This is a genomic window from Neoaquamicrobium sediminum (assembly GCF_013240295.1).
Classification (GTDB): Bacteria; Pseudomonadota; Alphaproteobacteria; order Rhizobiales; family Rhizobiaceae; genus Aerobium; species Aerobium sediminum.
Genome location: NZ_JABETK010000004.1, coordinates 1 through 19,958, shown reverse-complemented (window position 1 = coordinate 19,958; position 19,958 = coordinate 1). Strand labels below are relative to the sequence as shown.

The window sequence follows — 19,958 nt, the reverse complement described above, 5'->3', positions numbered from 1 at the left end:
AATAAATCGGTTCCGCGCTATGGTGCCACTCGGCGGACCATGAAGAAGTCCACCGGGGAGGACCATTCCAATGTATCTCGGGCTCGACCTCGGCACGTCCGGCGTCAAGGCGCTTCTGATAGATGGTGATCAGGCGGTCGTCGCTTCGGCCACTGCCGCGCTCGACGTGTCGCGGCCGCATGACGGCTGGTCGGAACAGGATCCGGCCGAATGGATTCGCGCAACGGAAAAGGCGGTGGGCAAGCTGAAGGCTTCGCATTCGGCCGAGCTTGCGGCCACCAAGGGTATCGGACTTTCCGGTCAGATGCATGGGGCGACACCGCTGGATGCAGCAGGCGCCGTGCTGCGTCCCTGCATCCTGTGGAACGATACGCGCAGCTATCAACAAGCCGCGCGGCTCGATTCCGATCCGCGCTTTCGTGCGATCACTGGCAACATCGTCTTTCCGGGGTTTACGGCACCCAAGCTCGCCTGGGTGAAGGACAACGAACCGGATGTTTTTGCCCGGGTCGCCAAGGTGCTTCTTCCCAAGGACTATCTGAGACTGTGGCTGACCGGCGAGTTCATCTCCGAGATGTCGGATTCGGCCGGAACCTCATGGCTGGATGTTGGCGCGCGCGCATGGTCGGCCGACCTGCTAGCCGCCACCGATCTCGATGAAAGCCATATGCCGGCGCTCGTGGAGGGCACGGATCCGGCCGGAACGCTGAAGGCCTCGCTTGCTGCGCGCTGGGGTATGGGCGGCAATGTGGTCGTCGCGGGCGGAGCAGGTGACAATGCGGCCTCGGCCTGCGGCATGGGCGCGGTGCGCGGCAACCAGGCATTCGTGTCGCTCGGCACGTCGGGTGTGCTGTTTGCGGCCAATGCGCGCTATCTGCCGAACCCGGAAAGCGCCGTACATGCGTTCTGCCACGCACTGCCGGAAACCTGGCACCAGATGGGCGTCATCCTGTCCGCGACAGACTCGCTGAACTGGCTGGAGGACATCACCGGCCGCAGCGCAAAGGAGCTGACCGACGAACTCGGCGAGCAGTTGCATGCGCCCAGCGGCGTCACCTTCCTGCCCTATCTTTCGGGCGAGCGCACGCCGCACAACGACGCCACGATCCGTGGCGCCTTTTCCGGTCTCTCGCATCAGTCTGGCCGTTCGGCGCTCACGCAGGCGATGGTGGAAGGTGTGGCCTTCGCGTTTCGCGACAGCCTCGAAGCGCTCCACGCCGCGGGCACCTATCTCTCGCGGGTGACTGCGATCGGCGGCGGCTCGCGCTCGCGTTACTGGCTCAAGGCAATCGCGACTGCGCTTGGTATTCCTGTCGACATTCCCGCCGACGGCGATTTCGGCGCTGCATTCGGCGCGGCCCGGCTCGGGCTGATCGCGGCGGAGAAGGCGGACCCGCTTTCGGTCTGCGTGCCGCCCGCGACGGCCGAGACCATCGAGCCGGATGCGGGGCTGTCGCAGGCCTATGAGGATGCGTATCGGCGCTACCGCGCGCTTTATCCTGCTATCAGAGGAGTTTCATCGTGAGCACCGGATTTTTCGGCGACATCGCCAGGGTGAAATATGAGGGGCCGGAATCCACCAACCCTCTCGCCTACCGCCATTACGATCCCGACGAAATGGTGCTCGGCAAGCGGCTGGAGGACCATCTGCGCTTCGCCGTCGCCTACTGGCACTCCTTCACCTGGCCGGGTGGTGATCCGTTCGGTGGTCAGACCTTCGAACGCCCTTGGTTCGGCGACACGATGGAACTCGCGAAGCATAAGGCCGACGTTGCTTTCGAGATGTTTTCGGCTCTCGGCACCCCCTATTACTGCTTCCATGATGCCGACGTGCGGCCTGAAGGCGATACGCTCAAGGAGAGCATCGCGCGGCTCGACGAGATTGCCGACTACTTTGTCGGTAAGATGGAGAAGACCGGCACCAAGCTGCTTTGGGGTACGGCAAACCTGTTCTCCAACCGCCGCTACATGGCAGGTGCTGCGACCAACCCCGACCCGGACGTCTTTGCCTATGCAGCAGCCACGGTGAAAAGCTGCATCGATGTCACCAAACGGCTGAGCGGCGAAAACTATGTGCTCTGGGGCGGGCGTGAGGGCTACGAAACGCTGCTGAACACCGACCTGAGCCGCGAGCTCGACCAGATGGGGCGCTTCCTGTCGATGGTGGTCGACTACAAGCACCGTATCGGTTTCAAGGGCGCGATCCTGATCGAACCGAAGCCGCAGGAGCCGACCAAGCACCAGTATGATTTCGACGTCGCCACCGTCTACGGCTTCCTGAAGCGGTATGGGCTGGAGAACGAAGTCAAGGTCAACATCGAGCAGGGGCACGCGATCCTCGCCGGCCACTCCTTCGAGCACGAGCTGGCGCTTGCAAATGCGCTCGGCATCTTCGGCTCGATAGACATGAACCGGAACGACTACCAGTCCGGTTGGGATACCGACCAGTTTCCCAACAACGTGCCGGAGATGGCGCTGGCCTATTACCAGATCCTGCTTGCCGGCGGATTCACCACGGGCGGCACGAATTTCGACGCCAAGCTGCGCCGCCAGTCGCTCGATCCGGAAGATCTGCTGGTCGCCCATATCGGTGGCATCGACTGCTGCGCGCGCGGCCTCAAGGCGGCGGCGCGGATGATCGAGGACAAGGCGCTGTCCGGCCCACTGGCCGACCGTTATGCAGGTTGGGACAACGCAGAGGCCCAGGCGATGCTGTCGGGCAAGCGGACGCTGGAGGACATCTCGGCGCGCGTGCTGTCCGAGGGCATCGAACCGCAGCCGGGCTCCGGCCGGCAGGAGTGGCTGGAAAACGTGGTCAACCGCTACGTCTGACGGGCTGCTGGAAGCGCTGTTTACCAAATTGTCGGAGCCAGGAAGAAACGTCTCCAAACGGCCCCGACATTGCCTTTTTCGTGTCTTCGTTCCGTCATGGGCGGCGCGGTATTTTCGCGCCCATGGAACGCATCGAAGCACATAGCGCCGGAAACGGTCGCGAAGACGCCCTTGTCGAGGCGCTGGTCGCCCCCGGCGGCTCGTTCGTCGACGCGTTGCTTGCGCTCGCCGATGAGGCGGCTAACGGCAACGAGCCGGACAGGGTGCGGCGCGCCATGAGCGGTGGCTTCCAGGCAGCACTCGCGCACAAGATGCGGGCGACCATAGCTGGTCGAGACAGCGCCACGCGCGACGCGGCGTAAGCCGGAATACTCTCGAAGATCTAGAGCCGGATCATCGGTGTGGGCGACACGCTTGACTTGCTTGCGGCCGCCAAGCGGTTGCGGTCGGCATCTGGCGCCGCCATCAGCCGCATCGGCGTCGTGTCGGCAAAGACGTGCTCCTCGCGGATCCTGCCGTTCTCCAACAGGAAACGGTCCATGCCGCGCCATTCAGTCGGTGTGCCGGCAATTGTCTGGGTTACGCGCCATTCCACATAGACGAGTGATCTCCGCGCTGCCCAATCGAGCAGGTGCCAGGCAAGGTCCGGCGCGATACGGATTTGTGCCGCGACGAGCTTCGGCAGCTCGTGCGGTGATACAGGCCGGTCGACCACTGGCGTGAACAGCAGGCCGTCGGGGTGCCAGAGCTCTCGCATCGCTTCGCCGTCGCGCTTTGCCCACGCTGCCTCGAAACTGCGAACGAAGATTTCTGCCGCATCGGGGGTCATCGTCATTCCTTGCCGTCTGGAAACCGCTGAAGGGTTGGCACGGAGGCGGCCTCGACGCCACCCCGAATCGTTACCGGGACCGTTTCTCCTGACAGGACCGGTCGCAACTTATTCGACGACGAAGAAGTCCTCGATGCGGGCGGCTGCTTCCCGCAGGTGCGTCAGGAAGGTGCCCTCCATCTCCTCCATGGGCGTGCGGGCGGACTGCGTCGAGACGTTTATGGCAGCGACGACGCGGCCGGACCGGTCGCGGATCGGCACGGCGATGGAGCGCAGGCCGATTTCCAGTTCCTCATCGATTGCGGCGTATCCGTCTTCGCCCGCCTGCCGGATAAGCCGCGCAAGTTCTGCGCGGTCCGTCACGGTCTTGGGTGTATTGGCGCGGATCGCCGCCTTGCCGATGAAGGCATCGAGTTCCGTCGGCGACAGGCCCGAAAGCAGGATGCGGCCCATCGATGTGCAATGGGCGGGCAGACGCGTGCCGACATGAAGGCCGACCGAAACGATGCGCCTGCCGGCGACACGCGCGACGTAGACGACATCCTCGTCGACCAGAATGGCAGCCGAGCACGATTCGTTCAGCGCGTGCGAAACGGTGCGCATGTATGGCTCGGCGAAGGTCCACAGGGACGAGCCGGAGAGCCAACTCCGCGCAACCGAGATCAGGCGCGGCGAAAGCAGAAACTTTCGGCCGTCCTGGATGGCGTATCCGGCAGCCACCATGGTCAGCAGGAACCGGCGCGCGCCGGCACGCGTCAATTCGGCCCGTTCCGCCATCTCGGTCAACGTCAGGCCTGCAGGGTGGGCAGCGAGTATCTCCATCACGCCCAGACCGCGCGCGAAGGACCCGACGATGTCGCGCCCCGCTTCCCGTTCGATTGACTTACCATCGTGCTTCATCTATCGATGTATCGCATAAAGAACATTTGTTCGCAACGCGAACTTTGTTGGAGGCAGGCGGTGCTTCCGGGATCTGGCGGGAACCTTGGTGACCGTATCCAGGGGAGCGGCGCCCGACGAAGGGCAGGATCAGGTATGAACAAGATTAGTCCGAGCATCGACGATGCTCTGGCCGGGATAGAAGACGGCATGGCCGTCATGATCGGCGGCTTCGGCGGTGCCGGCGCGCCGATCGAACTCATTCACGCGCTGGTGGATATCTACAAGAAGACCGGCTCGCCGGGCTCGCTCACCGTGATCAACAACAATGCGGGTAACGGCGCTGTCGGCATCGCGGCGATGATTTATGCCGGCATGGTAGCCAAGATGGTCTGTTCGTTTCCGCGTTCGTCCGATCCCAAGGCCTTCACGGACAAATATCTCGCCGGAGAGATCGGGCTCGAACTGGTGCCGCAAGGCACGCTGGCCGAGCGCATTCGCGCAGGTGGTGCCGGCATTCCCGCCTTCTACACGCCGTCGAGCTTCGGTACTGATGTTGCCGAAGGCAAGCCGGTGGCCGAATTCGAGGGGCGCAGCTACGTGCAGGAACGCTGGCTCAAGGCCGACGTGGCGTTGATCAAGGCGGAACTGGCCGATCGCAAGGGCAACCTGACCTACCGCAAGGCCGCGCGCAATTTCTCGCCGCTGATGGCGATGGCGGCGAAGACGACGATCGTGCAGGCAAGCCGCATCGTCGAGCCGGGCGAAATTGACCCCGAGCACATCGTCACACCGGGAATTTTCGTTAACCGCGTTGTCGAGGTGGCAAATCCCCAACAGGAAGAGGCCATGCTGCGCGAGGGAGCGAACTGATGACGACAAAGCTTTCCAACGCCCAGATCGCATGGAGGGCGGCGCAGGACCTGCCCGACGGCGCCTATGTCAATCTCGGCATCGGCTTTCCGGAGATGATCGCCAAGTTCAAGCCAAAGGGGCGCGAGGTCATCTATCACACCGAAAACGGCGTGCTCGATTTTGGCGAAGCGCCTCCGGCCGGTCAGGAAGACTGGGACCTCATCAATGCCGGCAAGAAGGCGATTACGCTCAACGACGGCGCATCGTTCTTCCACCACGCCGACTCGTTTGCCATGGTGCGCGGCGGCCATCTCGATGTGGCCGTGCTTGGCGCCTACGAGATTTCCGAGAACGGCGACCTCGCCAACTGGAGCACGGGACCCGGTTCGGTGCCGGCCGTGGGTGGCGCGATGGACCTGGTCCACGGCGCCAAGCAGGTGTGGGTCGTCACCGACCATGTGACCAAGAAGGGCGCGCCCAAGCTGCTCAAGCAATGCCGCCTGCCGCTGACCGGCGTTGCCTGCGTGACGACGGTCTATACCAGCCTTGCCGTCGTAGACATCAGGGATGGTTGCTTCGTATTGCGCGAAAAGCTGCCAGGCATGAGCCTCGATGAACTTCAGGCCTTGACCGAGGCGGACCTGTCGGTCGAAGGCACAGTCAAAGATCTTGTCGTTCCGGAGGTGTGAGATGAGCGAAGCCTATATCTGCGATTATGTGCGTACTCCGATCGGCCGTTTCGGCGGGTCGCTTTCGTCGGTGCGCACCGACGATCTCGGCGCGGTGCCTCTCCGTGCGCTGATGGAGCGCAATGCCGGCATCGACTGGGAAGCCGTCGACGACGTGATCTATGGCTGCGCCAATCAGGCCGGCGAGGACAATCGCAACGTTGCAAGGATGGCGCTGCTGCTAGCGGGCCTGCCTCAAGCTGTGCCCGGCTCGACGGTCAACCGGCTTTGCGGGTCCGGCATGGATGCGCTGACGATCTGCGCTCGTGCCATCAAAGCGGGTGAGGCCGAATTGATGATCGCCGGTGGCGTAGAATCGATGAGCCGCGCGCCCTTTGTCATGCCCAAGGCGGACACCGCCTTCTCGCGAAATGCCGAGATCTATGACACCACGATCGGCTGGCGGTTCGTCAATCCGCTGATGAAAAAGCAGTATGGCGTCGATTCCATGCCCGAGACGGGCGAAAACGTCGCCGAACAGTTTGGTGTCTCGCGGGCGGATCAGGACGCATTCGCCGTTCGCAGCCAGGAAAAAGCGGTGGCCGCGCAGGCCAACGGCCGGCTTGCGAAGGAGATCGTGCCTGTGACGATCCCGCAGCGAAAGGGGGACCCGGTGGTGGTGGACAAGGATGAGCATCCGCGTGCCGGCACCACGGTGGAGGCGCTGGCCAAGCTTGGGACGCCTTTCAAGAAAGAGGGCGGCACGGTGACGGCCGGCAATGCATCGGGCGTCAATGACGGGGCAGCGGCGCTGATCGTCGCCTCCGAGGCTGCCATTCGTAAGTATGGACTTACGCCGATTGCGCGCGTGCTGGGGGCGCGACCGCCGGTGTGGAGCCTCGCATCATGGGTATCGGCCCGGCGCCGGCGACCAGGAAACTGTGTGCCCGCCTCGGCATCAAGCCGTCCGATTTCGACGTGATCGAACTCAACGAAGCCTTCGCCTCCCAAGGCATAGCCGTGCTGCGCGACCTCGGTATCCCCGAGGACGCGCAGCACGTAAACCCGAATGGCGGGGCGATCGCGCTGGGCCATCCGCTCGGCATGTCGGGCGCGCGCATATCGGGTACGGCTGCGCTCGAGCTCGCAGAGCGCGGCGGGAAACTTGCGCTGGCAACGATGTGCATCGGTGTCGGGCAGGGCATTGCCGTAGCTCTGGAAAAAGCCTGATAAACAAGCAGTTTAGCCGCTGAATTTGTTGGGGTCGTCGCGTTTCGCGGCGGCCCTTTTCATATCTTTTGGTGCCTTGCGGTTGACCCCGGCAACCAATCCGCGCGATCCAACAGCCCGGTATCGATTCGGTTGATGCCCACACATCATTGTGACAGTCATGGCGCAACAATTGCGCCAAGTAATGTCGCAGATTGTCTTGTCGGATGTCGTGACTTGCCCTCATTATGGCGAAAGCTGGGCACGTGCAGTGATGCCCGGATATCAGAACGACACCCCCAGAGGAGCGAGGACCATAATACATGTCAAATGAACTCGACTATTTGAGCCGCAGGGTTGCCGCCGGCAAGCTGAGCCGTCGTGACTTCCTCGGGCGTGCTGCCGCACTGGGCGTGAGCTCCGCCTTCGCCGGCTCGCTGCTTTCCAGCGCCGCGCATGCGCAGGAGCCGGTTCGCGGCGGTGTGCTCAAGGCGGGCATGCAGGGTGGCGAATCCACCAACAGCCTCGATCCCGCGTCCTGGCAGAGCCAGGTGCCCTACAAGTTCGGCCGCCAGTGGGGCGAGCAGATGGTGCAGTTATCGCCCGACGGCACCGTCGAGCCCTGCATCGCCGAGGAATGGGGCGCCTCCGATGACGCCAAGCAGTGGACATTCAAGATCAGGCAGGGGGTCGAGTTCCACAACGGCAAGACGGTTACGGCGGAAGACGTCGTCGCCACGCTCGAGCGGCATTCCAACGAGGACTCGCAGTCCGGTGCGCTCGGCATCATGCGCGGCATCGAGGACGTCCGCGCGAGCGGCAACGAGGTCATCATCACACTCAAGGAAGGCAATGCCGACCTTCCGTACATGCTTGACGACTACCACCTGATGATCCAGCCGAACGGCGGCAAGGACAATCCGACAGAAGGCGTCGGCACGGGTCCATACAAGGTGGCCGTGAACGAGCCGGGCGTGCGCCATGTCGGCGAGAAGTTCGCCAACTACTGGCGCGAGGATCGCGGTTTTGCCGACCAGATCGAGATCATCGTAATCAACGACGCCACGGCCCGCACCTCCGCGCTTCAGGGCGGCCAGGTGCACATGATCAACCGCGTCGAGCCGCGCATCGTCAGCATGATCAGCCGGGTGCCCGGCGTGGAAATCCGCAACGTGGCGGGCAAGGGGCACTACGTGTTCATCGCCCACTGCAACACCGCACCGTTCGACAACAACGACCTGCGGCTGGCGCTGAAATACGCCATCAACCGCGAGGAGATGGTCGAGAAGATCCTGCATGGCTACGGCTCGATCGGCAACGACACGCCGATCAACTCGTCCTATCCGCTGTTCTCCGACGATATCGAGCAGCGCACCTACGATCCGGACAAGGCGAAGTTCCACTTCGAGAAGTCGGGTCACGAGGGTCCCGTCCTGCTGCGGACCTCGGACGTCGCGTTCCCGGGCGCTGTCGACGCGGCGCAGCTCTATCAGCAGAGCGCTGCGGCCGCCGGCATCACCATCGACATCCGCCGCGAGCCGGGTGATGGCTACTGGTCCGAAGTTTGGAACGTCCAGCCGTTCTCGGCATCCTACTGGGGTGGCCGGCCGACGCAGGACCAGATGTTCACGACCGCCTATCTGTCTACCGCGGATTGGAACGACACCCGCTTCTTCCGCGACGATTTCGACAAGATGCTGTTCACGGCGCGCTCGGAACTCGACGAAGCCAAGCGCAAGGCGATCTACCGTGACATGAACGTCATGCTCAATGCAGAGGGCGGCGTGATCGTGCCGATGTTCAACGACTTCATTGACGCGACGTCCGAAAAGGTCGGCGGCTGGGTCAATGACGGCAACCAGGAAATGATGGGTGGTTATGCACTTTCCAAGTGCTGGCTGATGGCCTGACCGGGGGCAGGCACATGGGGTCACCCATTCTCAAACTCATTGCCCAGCGCATCGCGCTGGGCATCCTTCTCCTCTTGGCCGTTTCCGTCCTGATCTTCGCCGGAACGCAGATTCTGCCGGGCGATGTGGCGCAGGCCATTCTCGGCCAGTCGGCCACGCCGGAAGCGCTCGCCAACCTGCGCGAGGAGCTCGGGCTGAACCAGCCGGCAATCGTGCGCTATTTCCAGTGGCTGGGTGGTGTGGTCACCGGCGACTTCGGTACGGCCATGACCAGTCGCCAGGATATCGCCACGGCGATCGGAGGGCGGCTCTGGAATACACTGTTCCTTGCCTTCTGGGCTGCGGCCGTTTCGGTGCCGCTGGCCATCATTCTCGGCCTGCTCGCGGTTCGGTATCGCAACGGGCCGGTCGACAAGGCGATCTCCGGCTTCGCGCTGGCTTCGACCTCGCTGCCGGAATTCTTCGTCGGCTACCTGCTGGTCTTCTTCTTCGCGGTTAAGCTGCAGTGGTTTCCTGGCATTTCGACCGTCTATGACGGCATGCCCTTCCTGGAGAGGATGAAAGCGATCGCGCTTCCGGCAACCGCGCTTACCCTCGTCGTTCTCGCGCACATGATGCGCATGACGCGTGCGGCGATCCTCAACGTCATGCAGTCAGCCTATATCGAGACTGCGGAACTGAAGGGGCTGTCGCAGCTCGACATCATTCGCCGCCACGCATTCCCGAACGCGATCGCGCCGATTGTGAACGTGGTGATGCTCAATCTGGCGTTTCTCGTCGTCGGCGTCGTCGTGATCGAGGTGATCTTCGTCTATCCGGGCATGGGTCAATATCTGGTCGATCACGTCACCAAGCGCGACGTGCCGGTGGTTCAGGCCGTGGGGCTGATCTTCGCGGCCGTCTATATCGGGCTCAACATCATCGCCGACATCGCGGCCATCGTGGCCAATCCGCGCCTACGGCATCCGAAGTGAGCGGGGCCGGACATGTTTGATCTCAAGAATATCACGCCGAGCGCATGGGTCGGTCTCATCGTCACCGGCCTCTTCGTCTTCTCGGCGATCTTCGCGCCGTGGATCGCGCCTTACGGCAAGGCGCAGATCGTCGGCGGCGTGTGGGAGCCGATGTCGTCGCAATACTGGCTCGGCACCGACAATCTCGGTCGCGACCTGCTTTCGCGGATGATCTACGGCGCGCGCACCACGGTGTTCATTGCGGCCATGGCGACAGCGCTGTCGTTTTCGCTGGGTGCCATCCTCGGCTTTGCGGCGGCGGTGACGGGCGGCTGGTTCGACACGATCATGTCGCGTCTGGTGGACCTGCTGATGGCGATCCCCACGTTGATCTTCGGTCTCGTCGTGCTTTCGGTGCTGCCGTCGACGGTTCTGACACTGATCCTCGTCATGGGCGTTCTGGACTCTACACGCGTCTACCGCCTGTCGCGCGCCGTTGCCGTCGATATCAATGTCATGGACTACGTTGAGGCCGCCAAACTGCGTGGTGAGGGCATGGGCTGGATCATCTTCCGGGAGATCCTGCCGAATGCGCTGTCGCCGCTGGTCTCCGAACTCGGCTTGCGCTTCATCTACGCGGTGCTGTTCCTGTCGGCGCTGTCCTTCCTCGGTCTCGGCGTTCAGCCGCCGGAAGCCGATTGGGGCGGCATGGTCAAGGAAAACAAGGAGGGCATTGTGTTCGGCATTCCCGCCGCGCTGATCCCGGCGGCTGCGATCGCCGCGCTCGCCATCTCCGTCAACCTCGTCGCCGACTGGGTGCTCAACCGTACGACGAGCCTCAAGGGAGGCCGTGGATAATGGCCAAGGCAGCGGTGAAGAAACAGCACGACGGCAAGCTTCTCGAAATTCGCGATCTGAAGATCGAGGCGACCGTCTATCCGCCCGGCGAGGATCCCAAGGACGTGACCATCGTGCACGGCGTCTCCCTGACGCTGGAGCGTGGCAAGGTACTGGGGCTGATCGGCGAGTCCGGTGCCGGCAAGTCGACCATCGGGCTGTCGTCCATGGCCTATGGCGCGGCGGCGTGCGGATCACGGGTGGCGAGGTCGTGCTCAATGGGCGCGACATCCTCAAGGCCGGCAAAGGCGGCATCCGCAAGATACGCGGGCGCGAGGTCTGCTATGTGGCGCAGTCCGCCGCAGCCGCGTTCAATCCGGCGCACAAGCTGATGGACCAGGTGGTCGAGGCGACCGTGGAACATGGGACGGCGACGCGGGCGGAGGCCGAGAAGCGCGCCCGTGCGCTGTTCCGGAAGCTCAGCCTGCCCGACCCGGACAATATCGGCAATCGCTATCCGCACCAGGTTTCCGGCGGCCAGCTCCAGCGCGTGATGACCGCCATGGCGCTGTGTTCGGAACCCGATCTCATCGTCTTCGACGAACCGACGACCGCGCTTGACGTGACGACGCAGATCGACGTTCTGGCAGCGATCAAGGACGCGATCCGCGATACCGGCGTGGCGGCGCTCTATATCACGCACGATCTTGCCGTGGTTGCGCAGGTCGCCGACCAGATCATGGTGCTGCGCCACGGCAAGCTGGTCGAATGGGGCGATACGCGCCAGATCATCAAGGAGCCGCGGCAGGAATATACCAACAAGCTGGTGTCGGTGCACGAGATCGAGCATCAGGAGAAGACGCCGAGCGCCAGCCCGGTACTTTCGGTGCAGAACGTGACGGCGAGCTATGGCGGCGGGATGGACGTTCTCAAGAACGTTTCGGTCGACATCCACCCCGGCCAGACGCTGGCGGTGGTCGGCGAGTCCGGCTCCGGCAAGTCGACGCTGGCCCGTGCCATCACCGGCCTGCTGCCTCCGAAGAACGGGTCGATCACGTTCAACGGGCGCACGCTTTCCAACGCGCTGCGCGAGCGCACCCGCGACGACCTGCGCGAACTCCAGATGATCTACCAGATGGCGGACGTGGCGATGAACCCGCGCCAGACCGTGGCGACGATCATCGGCAGGCCCCTGGAATTCTACTTCAACATGCGGGGCAGGGAGCGAGACGCGGCGGTGGCCGAACTGCTCGACAAGATCGAGATGGGCAAGGGGTTCGCCGACCGCTATCCGGCCGAACTGTCGGGCGGGCAGAAGCAGCGTGTCTGCATCGCCCGCGCGCTCGCCGCCAAGCCGAAGCTGATCATCTGCGACGAGGTGACCAGCGCGCTCGACCCGCTGGTGGCGCACGGCATCCTGCGGCTGCTGCTCGACCTGCAGGCCGAGGAGGACGTCGCCTACCTGTTCATCACCCACGATCTGGCGACGGTGAAGTCGATCGCCGATTCCATCGCGGTGATGTATCGCGGTGAGGTCGTGCGCTACGGCTCGAAGAGCGAGGTGCTGGCGCCGCCTTTCGACGATTATACCGACCTCCTGCTCTCCTCGGTACCCGAGATGGAAATTGGCTGGCTGGAGAAGGCGATCGGCGGCCGGCGCATGGCGAGCGCGGGCAACTAGCCCGCGCGCATGCGACTCGGTGCCTTGCCGAAGGCGGTCGAGAAAGCGCGGCTGAATGCGGCCGCGCTCGAGAAGCCGGTACGCGCGGCAATGTCGGTCATGGGCTCGGACGTATCGAGCACGAGGCGCCGGGCGGCGTTGAGACGCAGCCGCAGATAGTAGGCGCCAGGCGTCTCGCCGATAGCGGTTGCGAAAACCTTCTCCAGCGTTCGCGCTGTGACGCCTGCGCGCCTAGCTATGGCTGCCACGGTCAACGGACGCTCGACATGGGCCTCCATCAGCCGTATCGCCTGCGCGAGCCGCGGATCGTAGCCGTCTAGCCGGCCCAGCGAAACCAGCGGCTGCGCATCGGTCGCAGCGCGGGCCTGGTCGTAGATGAAGACGCTCGCCACATCGAGCGCTACCGCGATGCCGAGGCGCGTGCGGATGAGATGCAGCATCAGGTCGAAAACGGGCGAGGCTCCGCCGGCGGTAAATATGGGACCGTCGATCACATAGCGGTCCGGCCGCACATCGCATTCGGGAAAAGCGACCGCGAAATCTTCCAGGTCTTCCCAATGCGTGGTGGCGGCGCGACCCTGCAGCAGGCCGGCGCGACCGAGCAGCCATGTGCCTGCCTCAACCCCGCCGATTGCACGCGCGGCGCCTGCGGCGCGTCGGAGGGCGGCCACGAGCGTGGAGCTGGCCTGAAAGCGGGCACCGAAACCCCGATGACCACGATAACATCAGAATTGGCGGCAGGGTCGAAACGGCCTTCGACGGCGACCGGCAAGCCGGCGGTGGTGACCGGCGCTCCGCCATCGGCCGAGACGATCGACCAGTCGAACAGCCTCGCGCCCGCGATGCGGTTGGCTGCGCGAAGCGGGTCGATGGCGGATGCGAGGCACATGATCGACGAACCCGTAAAGATCAGGAACGTCAGTTTCAGCGGGCGCGTGTCCGGTTGAAAGATCGTTTGCGGTTCGTTTTTCATCAATCTTACTTCGTAAATTGTGAAGCGGTTCGATGCAAGTCGGGCATTCTGTGGAGAAACGAAAAGGGAGGCTCAAATGCCGCTGGCAATGAACCGCGACGTCTTCATTACCTGCGCCGTGACCGGCTCGGGCGGCACGCAGGACCGCAGTCCGCATGTGCCGCGATCGCCGAAGCAGATTGCCGATGCTGCAATCGATGCCGCGAAGGCGGGTGCCGCAATCGTGCACTGCCACGTACGCGATCCCGAGACCGGCGCTCCGCGGCGCGACATCGCGCTCTACCGCGAGGTGACGGAGCGCATCCGGGACGCCGAGGTCGATGTCGTTCTCAACCTCACCGCCGGCATGGGTGGCGACATGGTTTTCGGCTCGACAGAGCAGCCGCTGCCGCTAAAGCCGGGCGGTACAGACATGGCCGGCGCTTCGGAGCGCGTGGAACATGTGCGCCAGTGCCTGCCTGAAATCTGCACGCTTGATTGCGGCACGATGAACTTTGCCGAGGCCGACTACGTGATGACGAACACGCCCGGCATGCTGCGCGCCATGGGCGGCATGATGACGGAGATGGGCGTCAAGCCAGAGATCGAGGCGTTCGACACGGGTCACCTCTGGTTCGCGAAGCAGCTTGTCGAGGAAGGCGTGCTCGAGCCCGATGCGCTGGTGCAGCTTTGCATGGGCGTGCCTTGGGGCGCGCCGGACGACCTCAACACCTTCATGGCGATGGTGAACAACGTTCCGAAGGGATGGACCTTCTCGGCATTTGCGCTTGGCCGTCATCAGATGGCCTATGTAGCGGCCGCCGTGCTGGCCGGCGGCAATGTGCGCGTAGGGCTTGAGGACAATCTCTGGCTGGACAAGGGCGTGCTTGCGACCAATGCGCAGCTTGTCGAGCGTGCCGTGATCGTGGTCGAGAATATGGGCGCGCGCGTGATCGGACCGCAGGAAGTGCGGGAGAAGCTGAACCTCACCAAGCGGGCGCCGGTTGCCGCCTGATGGTTCGTTGGATGCTCGGAGCGATGAAATGACCATCAACAAGGCAGCATGTATCGGCGGCGGTGTGATCGGCGCGGGCTGGGTGGCCCGCCTGGTGCTCAACGGCATCGACGTCGCCATCTACGATCCCGATCCCGAAGCCGACCGCAAAGTGGGCGAGGTGTTGAAAGGCGCGCGCCGGGCTTACAGGAAGATGCTGCCCGACGGGCTTCCGAAGGAAGGCAAAATCACCTACGCCAAGACGATCGCGGAGGCGGTCGCCGATGCCGGTCTCGTTCAGGAAAGCGTGCCGGAGCGGCTGGAGCTGAAACACAGGGTGCTGGCCGAAATCGACGCGCATGCGCCGTCATCGGCGATTGTCGGGTCGTCCACCTCGGGCATCAAGCCGACCGATATGGCGGTTGCGATGAAGAAGCACCCAGAGCGGCTGGTCGTCGCGCACCCGTTCAATCCGGTCTATCTGCTGCCACTGGTCGAGATCGTCGGCGGCGAGCAGACGTGGCCGGAAGCGATCGAACTCGCGCGCGAACACTATGCCGGGATCGGCATGAAGCCGGTGGTCATCCGCAAGGAGATCGAGGCCTTTGTTGGCGACCGGCTGCTGGAGGCGATGTGGCGCGAGGCCCTCTGGCTCATCAAGGACGGCATTTGCACCGTCGAGGAGCTGGACGACATCATGCGCTATTCGTTCGGGCTCCGCTGGGCGCAGATGGGCATGTTCCAGGTCTATCGCATCGCCGGTGGCGAGGCCGGCATGCGCCACTTCATGGCACAGTTCGGACCGTGCCTCTCCTGGCCGTGGACGAAGCTGATGGATGTGCCGGAATTCAACGACGAGCTGGTCGACCTGATTGCCACTCAGTCGGACGATCAGTCCGACCGCTGGTCGATCCGCGAGCTCGAAAAGATCCGTGACGACAATCTGGTCGCGATCATGGAAGCGCTCGGCAAGCAGAACAAGGGCAAGGGCTGGGGCGCCGGCGAACTCCACAACGACTATACGAGGAAGCTGTCGAAGCTGGCCCGCAAGCCGAAGGCTTCGAAGGCGGCCGAGAAGGCCAAGGCCACGAAGCCCAAAAAGGCCGACAAGGCGAAGAAGAAGTGAAGCCATGAATTTCGACCTCACCGAGGAACAACGCGCGATCGTCGAGACGACGCGCGCCTTCGTGGAAAACGAACTCTATCCGCATGAAGCCGAGGTGGAACGCACCGGCGTGCTGCGACGAGAGCTGATCGACGAGATCAAGGAAAAGGCTATTCGCGCCGGCCTCTACGCCGCGAACATGCCTGAGGAGGTCGGCGGTGCCGGGCTCGATACGCTGACGTGGCTGCTCTACGAGAAGGAGCTCGGGCGCGCCAACTATGCGCTGCACTGGACCTGCGTGGCGCGGCCGTCCAACATCCTGCTTGCCGGCACGCCCGAGCAGCGCGAAAAATACCTCTATCCATGCATGCGCGGCGAGACTTGGGACTGTCTCGCCATGACGGAGCCCGGCGCGGGCTCGGACCTGCGGGGCATGAAGGCGACGGCCCGGCAGGATGGCGACGACTGGGTGCTCAACGGCACCAAGCACTTCATCTCCCATGCCGACATCGCCGGTTTCGCCATCGTGTTCATGGCGACCGGCGAGGAAGACACACCACGCGGCAAGCGCAAGAAGATCACGGCGTTTTTCGTGGACAAGGGCACGCCCGGCTTCACCGTACGCGACGGCTACCGCAACGTCTCGCATCGCGGCTATACCAACGCGGTGCTTGAGTTCGACGATTGCCGGCTGCCCTCGAGCCAGGTGCTCGGTGAGGTGCACAAAGGTTTCGATGTCGCGAACTCCTGGCTCGGCGCCACGCGGCTCCAGGTGGCTGCGACCTGCCTCGGCCGTGCGGAGCGGGCCCTTGGCCACGCCATCGACTATGCAGCGCAGCGCCAGCAATTCGGGCAGCAGATCGGCAAATTCCAAGGCGTCTCCTTTAAGCTCGCCGACATGGCGCTGGAGCTGAAGGCGGCGAACCTGCTGACGTTTGAGGCAGGCTGGAAATACGATGCAGGTACGGTGACCGATCAGGACATGGCCATGGCCAAGCTAAAGGCGACGGAGATGCTGGCTTTCGTCGCCGACGAGGCGATCCAGATCCATGGCGGCATGGGCCTTATGGACGAGCTGCCGCTGGAGCGTATCTGGCGCGATGCGCGTGTTGAACGTATCTGGGAAGGTACGAGCGAAATCCAGCGGCACATCATTTCGCGGGCGCTGCTGCGCGAAGTGGGGGGATAAAGACGGAATGGCCCGAGGCGGCATCAGGGAGAGCGACCTTTATCTGCCGGTCAAGCGCCTGCTCGAAGGGCAGGGTTATACGGTCAAGGGTGAGGTGGGCGCCGCCGATGTGGTCGCCATGCGCGACGGTGAGGAGCCGGTCGTCGTCGAGCTCAAGGCGGGGTTCTCTCTTTCGCTGTTCCATCAGGCGATTGAGCGGCAGGCGATTACGGATGTCGTCTATATCGCCGTACCGCGCGGGTCCGGACGCCCGTTTCTGAAGGCGTTAGCGGATAACCGGAAACTGTGCCGCCGGCTGGGGCTGGGCCTTATCACCGTGCGTCTGCAGGATGAGTTCGTCGAGGTCCATTGCGATCCCGAACCTTACAGGCCGCGCCAGTCGAAACCACGCAAGGCGCGCCTGCTGCGGGAGTTCGCGCGGCTCGTTGGTGACCCCAACACCGGCGGTATGACACGTCGCAATCTCGTGACCGCCTACCGGCAGGAGGCGCTGTTGTGCCTCGCGTTGCTCGATCGCCTGGGGCCGACGAAGGCGGCGTTAGTCGCGCAGGTGACGGGCATCGTCCATGCGCGACGGCTGATGGCGGATAATCACTACGGATGGTTCGAACGTCTCCAGACCGGGATCTATGCGCTGAGCCCGAATGGTTCCAGCGCGCTGACCGCCTATGCGGTGGAGATCGAACGGCTTTCCTCGAAATTGCCGGAAGCGGGCGCAGTAGAAGCGAAAGGGGTGGCATGATGGGGGCTGGCAGTCGAAATCTGTCACGCCTGTTGCGGCCACTTTCGATCGCCGTGATCGGCGGCGGCTTCTTCGGCACCAATGTCGTGCGCGAGTGCCTGAAAATGGGTTTCGCCGGCGCGATATGGCCGGTCCATCCTTCCAAGGACGAGGTTGGCGGCATCGTAGCCTATCGCTCGATTGCCGATCTGCCGGGCACTCCCGATGCGGCGTTCATCGGCGTCAACCGATACCTGACGGTCGAGATGGTGGAGGAACTTGCCCTGCGTGGTGCCGGCGGTGCGGTCTGCTTCGCGTCGGGCTTCAAGAATCGGCGGACGATGCCGATGGCGTGCGCCTCAATGGCGAGCTGATCGATGCGGCGGGCGACATGCCGGTGATCGGGCCCAATTGCTACGGGCTCATCAACTACGTCGACGGTGCGCCTTTGTGGCCGGACCAGCATGGTGGACGCAGGCTCGAAGATGGCGAGCGTGGCGTTGCGATCATCACCCAGTCTTCCAACATCGCCATCAACATGACGATGCAGCGGCGGGGGCTGGCCATCGCCTATCTGATGACGGCGGGAAACCAGGCGCAGACCGGCCTGTCCGAAATTGCACTGGGCCTCATCGAGGATGACAGGGTATCGGCGCTCGGCCTTCACATCGAAGGCTTCGATTCGGTTGCCGGTTTCGAGGAGCTCGCGGCGCGAGCGCGCGAACTCAGCAAGCCCATCGTGGCGATGAAGGTGGGCCGGTCGGAACAGGCAAGGGCGGCGACGGTGTCGCACACGGCATCTCTTGCGGGGTCGGATGCCGCGTCCGAGGCCTTTCTGAAACGGCTCGGGGTCGCGCGGGTCGACACGATCCCGTCCTTCCTGGAAACACTGAAACTGCTGCATGCGGCAGGGCCGCTTCCCGGTCCCCGCCTCTCGTCCATGAGTTGCTCGGGCGGCGAAGCTTCGGTCATGGCAGATGCCGCACATGGCCGTGCCATCTCGTTTCCGCCGTTGTCGGCAGCGCATAAAGATGCAGTCAGCGCCACGCTGGGGCCGCTGGTAGCGGTCGCCAATCCGCTCGACTACCACACCTTCATCTGGAACGACGAACCGGCCATGTCGGCGGCGTTCACCGCTTTCGTGGCCGGTGGGTTCGATCTCAACATGCTGGTGCTCGACTTCCCGCGCGTCGACCGCTGCTCGGACACGGACTGGTGGCCAACGGTCAACGCATTCGAGGCAGCACTGAAGGCCAACGGCGCAACGGGCGCCATCGTTGCCTCGTTGCCGGAAAACCTGCCGGAAGACTACTGCGCAGGGCTGCTCGCGCGCGGCATCGTTCCGCTTTCGGGGATTGCCGAAGCGCTGGATGCGGCGGAGGCTGCCGCATTCATCGGGGAGGCATGGCGGCGGCCTGCGCATTCGCCTGTTGGGGGTGGGCGATTGCACATCGACATACCTGCGCCCGCGACCACGCAGGCCATTTGTCATACTCACCAGGCGAGGGTTGGCAGTGTTGAACCGAAGGTTGCGTCGTCTCAGTTGGTAACGCCTGCCGGATCACAGCCCGACGAAGCCGCAGCCAAGGCGGCGCTTGCCGCGTGCGGACTGCCGGTGCCTGCCGGGCGGGCGGCCACGACAGTGGAGGAAGCTTCCGCCGCCGCGAACGAGATCGGCTATCCGGTTGCGGTGAAGGCTCTGGGGCTTGCGCACAAGAGCGAACATGGTGCGGTGCGGCTCAACCTGAACGACTCCGGCTCGGTGCAGACGGTTGCAGCCGAGCTGCTCCGTCACTCAGGCCAGGTCTATGTCGAGCGTATGATTGCTGGCGGTGTCGGCGAGCTGATCGTCGGCGTAACGCGTGACCCGCTTTTCGGTCCGGTGATGACCGTGGGTACTGGCGGAGTGTTGGTGGAGTTGCTGAAGGATTCGGTGACGCTGCTGCTGCCGGCCTCGCGCTCGGAGATCGAGCAGGCGCTACGCGGCCTGAAACTCTTTCCGTTGCTCGACGGCTATCGCGGGCGGGCGAAGGCGGATCTCGGCGCAGCCGTGGATGCGGTTGCCGGGATAGCCGCATTCGCGGTCGATAACGCGGCATTTATCGAGGAACTGGACATCAACCCGCTGATCGTATGCGCGGAAGGCGATGGCGCTTGGATCGCCGACGCGTTGCTGGTGACAAGGGAGTAGATCAATGAGCGATGTGGTGAAGACCCGCCGGGACGGGGCGATCCTTGAGGTTACGCTGGATCGGCCCAAGGCGAACGCGATTGACCTCGCAACCAGCCGGCTGATGGGCGAGACCTTCAAGGCTTTTCGCGACGATCCCGCGTTGCGCGTCGC

The 19,958-nt window shown here is 63.7% G+C and carries 14 protein-coding genes and 5 pseudogenes; 16 read left to right on the top strand and 3 right to left on the bottom strand.

What is annotated here, in order from left to right:
* Positions 1-70: 70 nt before the first annotated feature.
* From xylB to HK436_RS26010, 3 genes are all read left to right on the top strand, one after another.
* The gene (gene xylB, locus HK436_RS26020; RefSeq protein WP_173194591.1) at positions 71-1,525 is read left to right on the top strand and encodes a xylulokinase; all 1,455 of its coding nucleotides are present in this window, start codon (positions 71-73) and stop codon (positions 1,523-1,525) included.
* On the top strand, positions 1,522-2,832 hold the full coding sequence (gene xylA, locus HK436_RS26015) for a xylose isomerase (protein WP_173194590.1): 1,311 nt from the start codon (positions 1,522-1,524) through the stop codon (positions 2,830-2,832). The genes xylB and xylA overlap by 4 nt, the downstream gene beginning before the upstream one ends.
* 122 nt (positions 2,833-2,954) lie before the next feature.
* Complete coding sequence (locus tag HK436_RS26010) at positions 2,955-3,194, top strand: hypothetical protein (protein WP_173194589.1); 240 nt, start codon at positions 2,955-2,957, stop codon at positions 3,192-3,194.
* 20 nt (positions 3,195-3,214) lie between these two features.
* Here the strand turns inward: HK436_RS26010 and HK436_RS26005 are convergent, their stop codons facing one another.
* Together HK436_RS26005 and HK436_RS26000 are read right to left on the bottom strand one after the other, a co-directional pair.
* Positions 3,215-3,661: a nuclear transport factor 2 family protein gene (locus HK436_RS26005; protein ID WP_173194588.1), complete on the bottom strand. Its 447-nt coding sequence runs from the start codon at positions 3,659-3,661 to the stop codon at positions 3,215-3,217.
* A gap of 108 nt (positions 3,662-3,769) precedes the next feature.
* On the bottom strand, positions 3,770-4,561 hold the full coding sequence (locus HK436_RS26000) for an IclR family transcriptional regulator domain-containing protein (protein WP_173194587.1): 792 nt from the start codon (positions 4,559-4,561) through the stop codon (positions 3,770-3,772).
* A 135-nt stretch (positions 4,562-4,696) separates the two neighbouring features.
* Here HK436_RS26000 and HK436_RS25995 point away from each other — a divergent pair, with 135 nt between their 5' ends.
* The 7 genes and pseudogenes from HK436_RS25995 to HK436_RS25965 all read left to right on the top strand — a co-directional run bounded on the left by HK436_RS25995 (position 4,697) and on the right by HK436_RS25965 (position 12,653).
* Positions 4,697-5,413: a 3-oxoacid CoA-transferase subunit A gene (locus HK436_RS25995; RefSeq protein WP_173194586.1), complete on the top strand. Its 717-nt coding sequence runs from the start codon at positions 4,697-4,699 to the stop codon at positions 5,411-5,413.
* Complete coding sequence (locus HK436_RS25990; protein ID WP_173194585.1) at positions 5,413-6,084, top strand: 3-oxoacid CoA-transferase subunit B; 672 nt, start codon at positions 5,413-5,415, stop codon at positions 6,082-6,084. Before HK436_RS25995 ends, HK436_RS25990 begins: the two co-directional genes overlap by 1 nt.
* A gap of 1 nt (position 6,085) precedes the next feature.
* A pseudogene (gene pcaF / locus HK436_RS25985) lies at positions 6,086-7,293 on the top strand (3-oxoadipyl-CoA thiolase).
* Between the two features lie 302 nt (positions 7,294-7,595).
* Positions 7,596-9,182, top strand: coding sequence for an ABC transporter substrate-binding protein (locus tag HK436_RS25980; RefSeq protein WP_173194584.1), 1,587 nt, complete (start codon positions 7,596-7,598; stop codon positions 9,180-9,182).
* A gap of 14 nt (positions 9,183-9,196) precedes the next feature.
* On the top strand, positions 9,197-10,156 hold the full coding sequence (locus HK436_RS25975) for an ABC transporter permease (RefSeq protein WP_173194583.1): 960 nt from the start codon (positions 9,197-9,199) through the stop codon (positions 10,154-10,156).
* 12 nt (positions 10,157-10,168) lie between these two features.
* Positions 10,169-10,993 (top strand): ABC transporter permease, encoded by an 825-nt coding sequence (locus tag HK436_RS25970; protein WP_173194582.1) that lies wholly within the window; start codon positions 10,169-10,171, stop codon positions 10,991-10,993.
* Positions 10,993-12,653: pseudogene (locus HK436_RS25965) on the top strand (ABC transporter ATP-binding protein). The gene HK436_RS25970 and the pseudogene HK436_RS25965 overlap by 1 nt, the downstream one beginning before the upstream one ends.
* Here HK436_RS25965 and HK436_RS25960 read toward each other — a convergent pair.
* A pseudogene (locus tag HK436_RS25960) lies at positions 12,650-13,626 on the bottom strand (GlxA family transcriptional regulator). The pseudogenes HK436_RS25965 and HK436_RS25960 overlap by 4 nt on opposite strands.
* 76 nt (positions 13,627-13,702) lie before the next feature.
* Here HK436_RS25960 and bcoG point away from each other — a divergent pair.
* The 6 genes and pseudogenes from bcoG to HK436_RS31900 form a co-directional block, all read left to right on the top strand.
* Complete coding sequence (gene bcoG, locus HK436_RS25955) at positions 13,703-14,620, top strand: 3-dehydrocarnitine:acetyl-CoA trimethylamine transferase BcoG (protein WP_173194581.1); 918 nt, start codon at positions 13,703-13,705, stop codon at positions 14,618-14,620.
* A gap of 28 nt (positions 14,621-14,648) precedes the next feature.
* Positions 14,649-15,725: a 3-hydroxyacyl-CoA dehydrogenase NAD-binding domain-containing protein gene (locus HK436_RS25950; protein WP_173194580.1), complete on the top strand. Its 1,077-nt coding sequence runs from the start codon at positions 14,649-14,651 to the stop codon at positions 15,723-15,725.
* Between the two features lie 4 nt (positions 15,726-15,729).
* A complete protein-coding gene (locus HK436_RS25945) occupies positions 15,730-16,893 on the top strand; it encodes an acyl-CoA dehydrogenase family protein (RefSeq protein WP_173194579.1) in 1,164 nt (387 codons plus the stop codon).
* Positions 16,805-17,635, top strand: a complete 831-nt coding sequence (locus HK436_RS25940; protein ID WP_244649456.1) for a DUF2161 domain-containing phosphodiesterase — start codon at positions 16,805-16,807, stop codon at positions 17,633-17,635. The genes HK436_RS25945 and HK436_RS25940 overlap by 89 nt, the downstream gene beginning before the upstream one ends.
* Positions 17,635-19,805: pseudogene (locus HK436_RS25935) on the top strand (acetate--CoA ligase family protein). Before HK436_RS25940 ends, HK436_RS25935 begins: the two are co-directional and overlap by 1 nt.
* A gap of 4 nt (positions 19,806-19,809) precedes the next feature.
* Positions 19,810-19,958, top strand: a pseudogene (locus HK436_RS31900) (carnitinyl-CoA dehydratase); the annotation flags it as partial.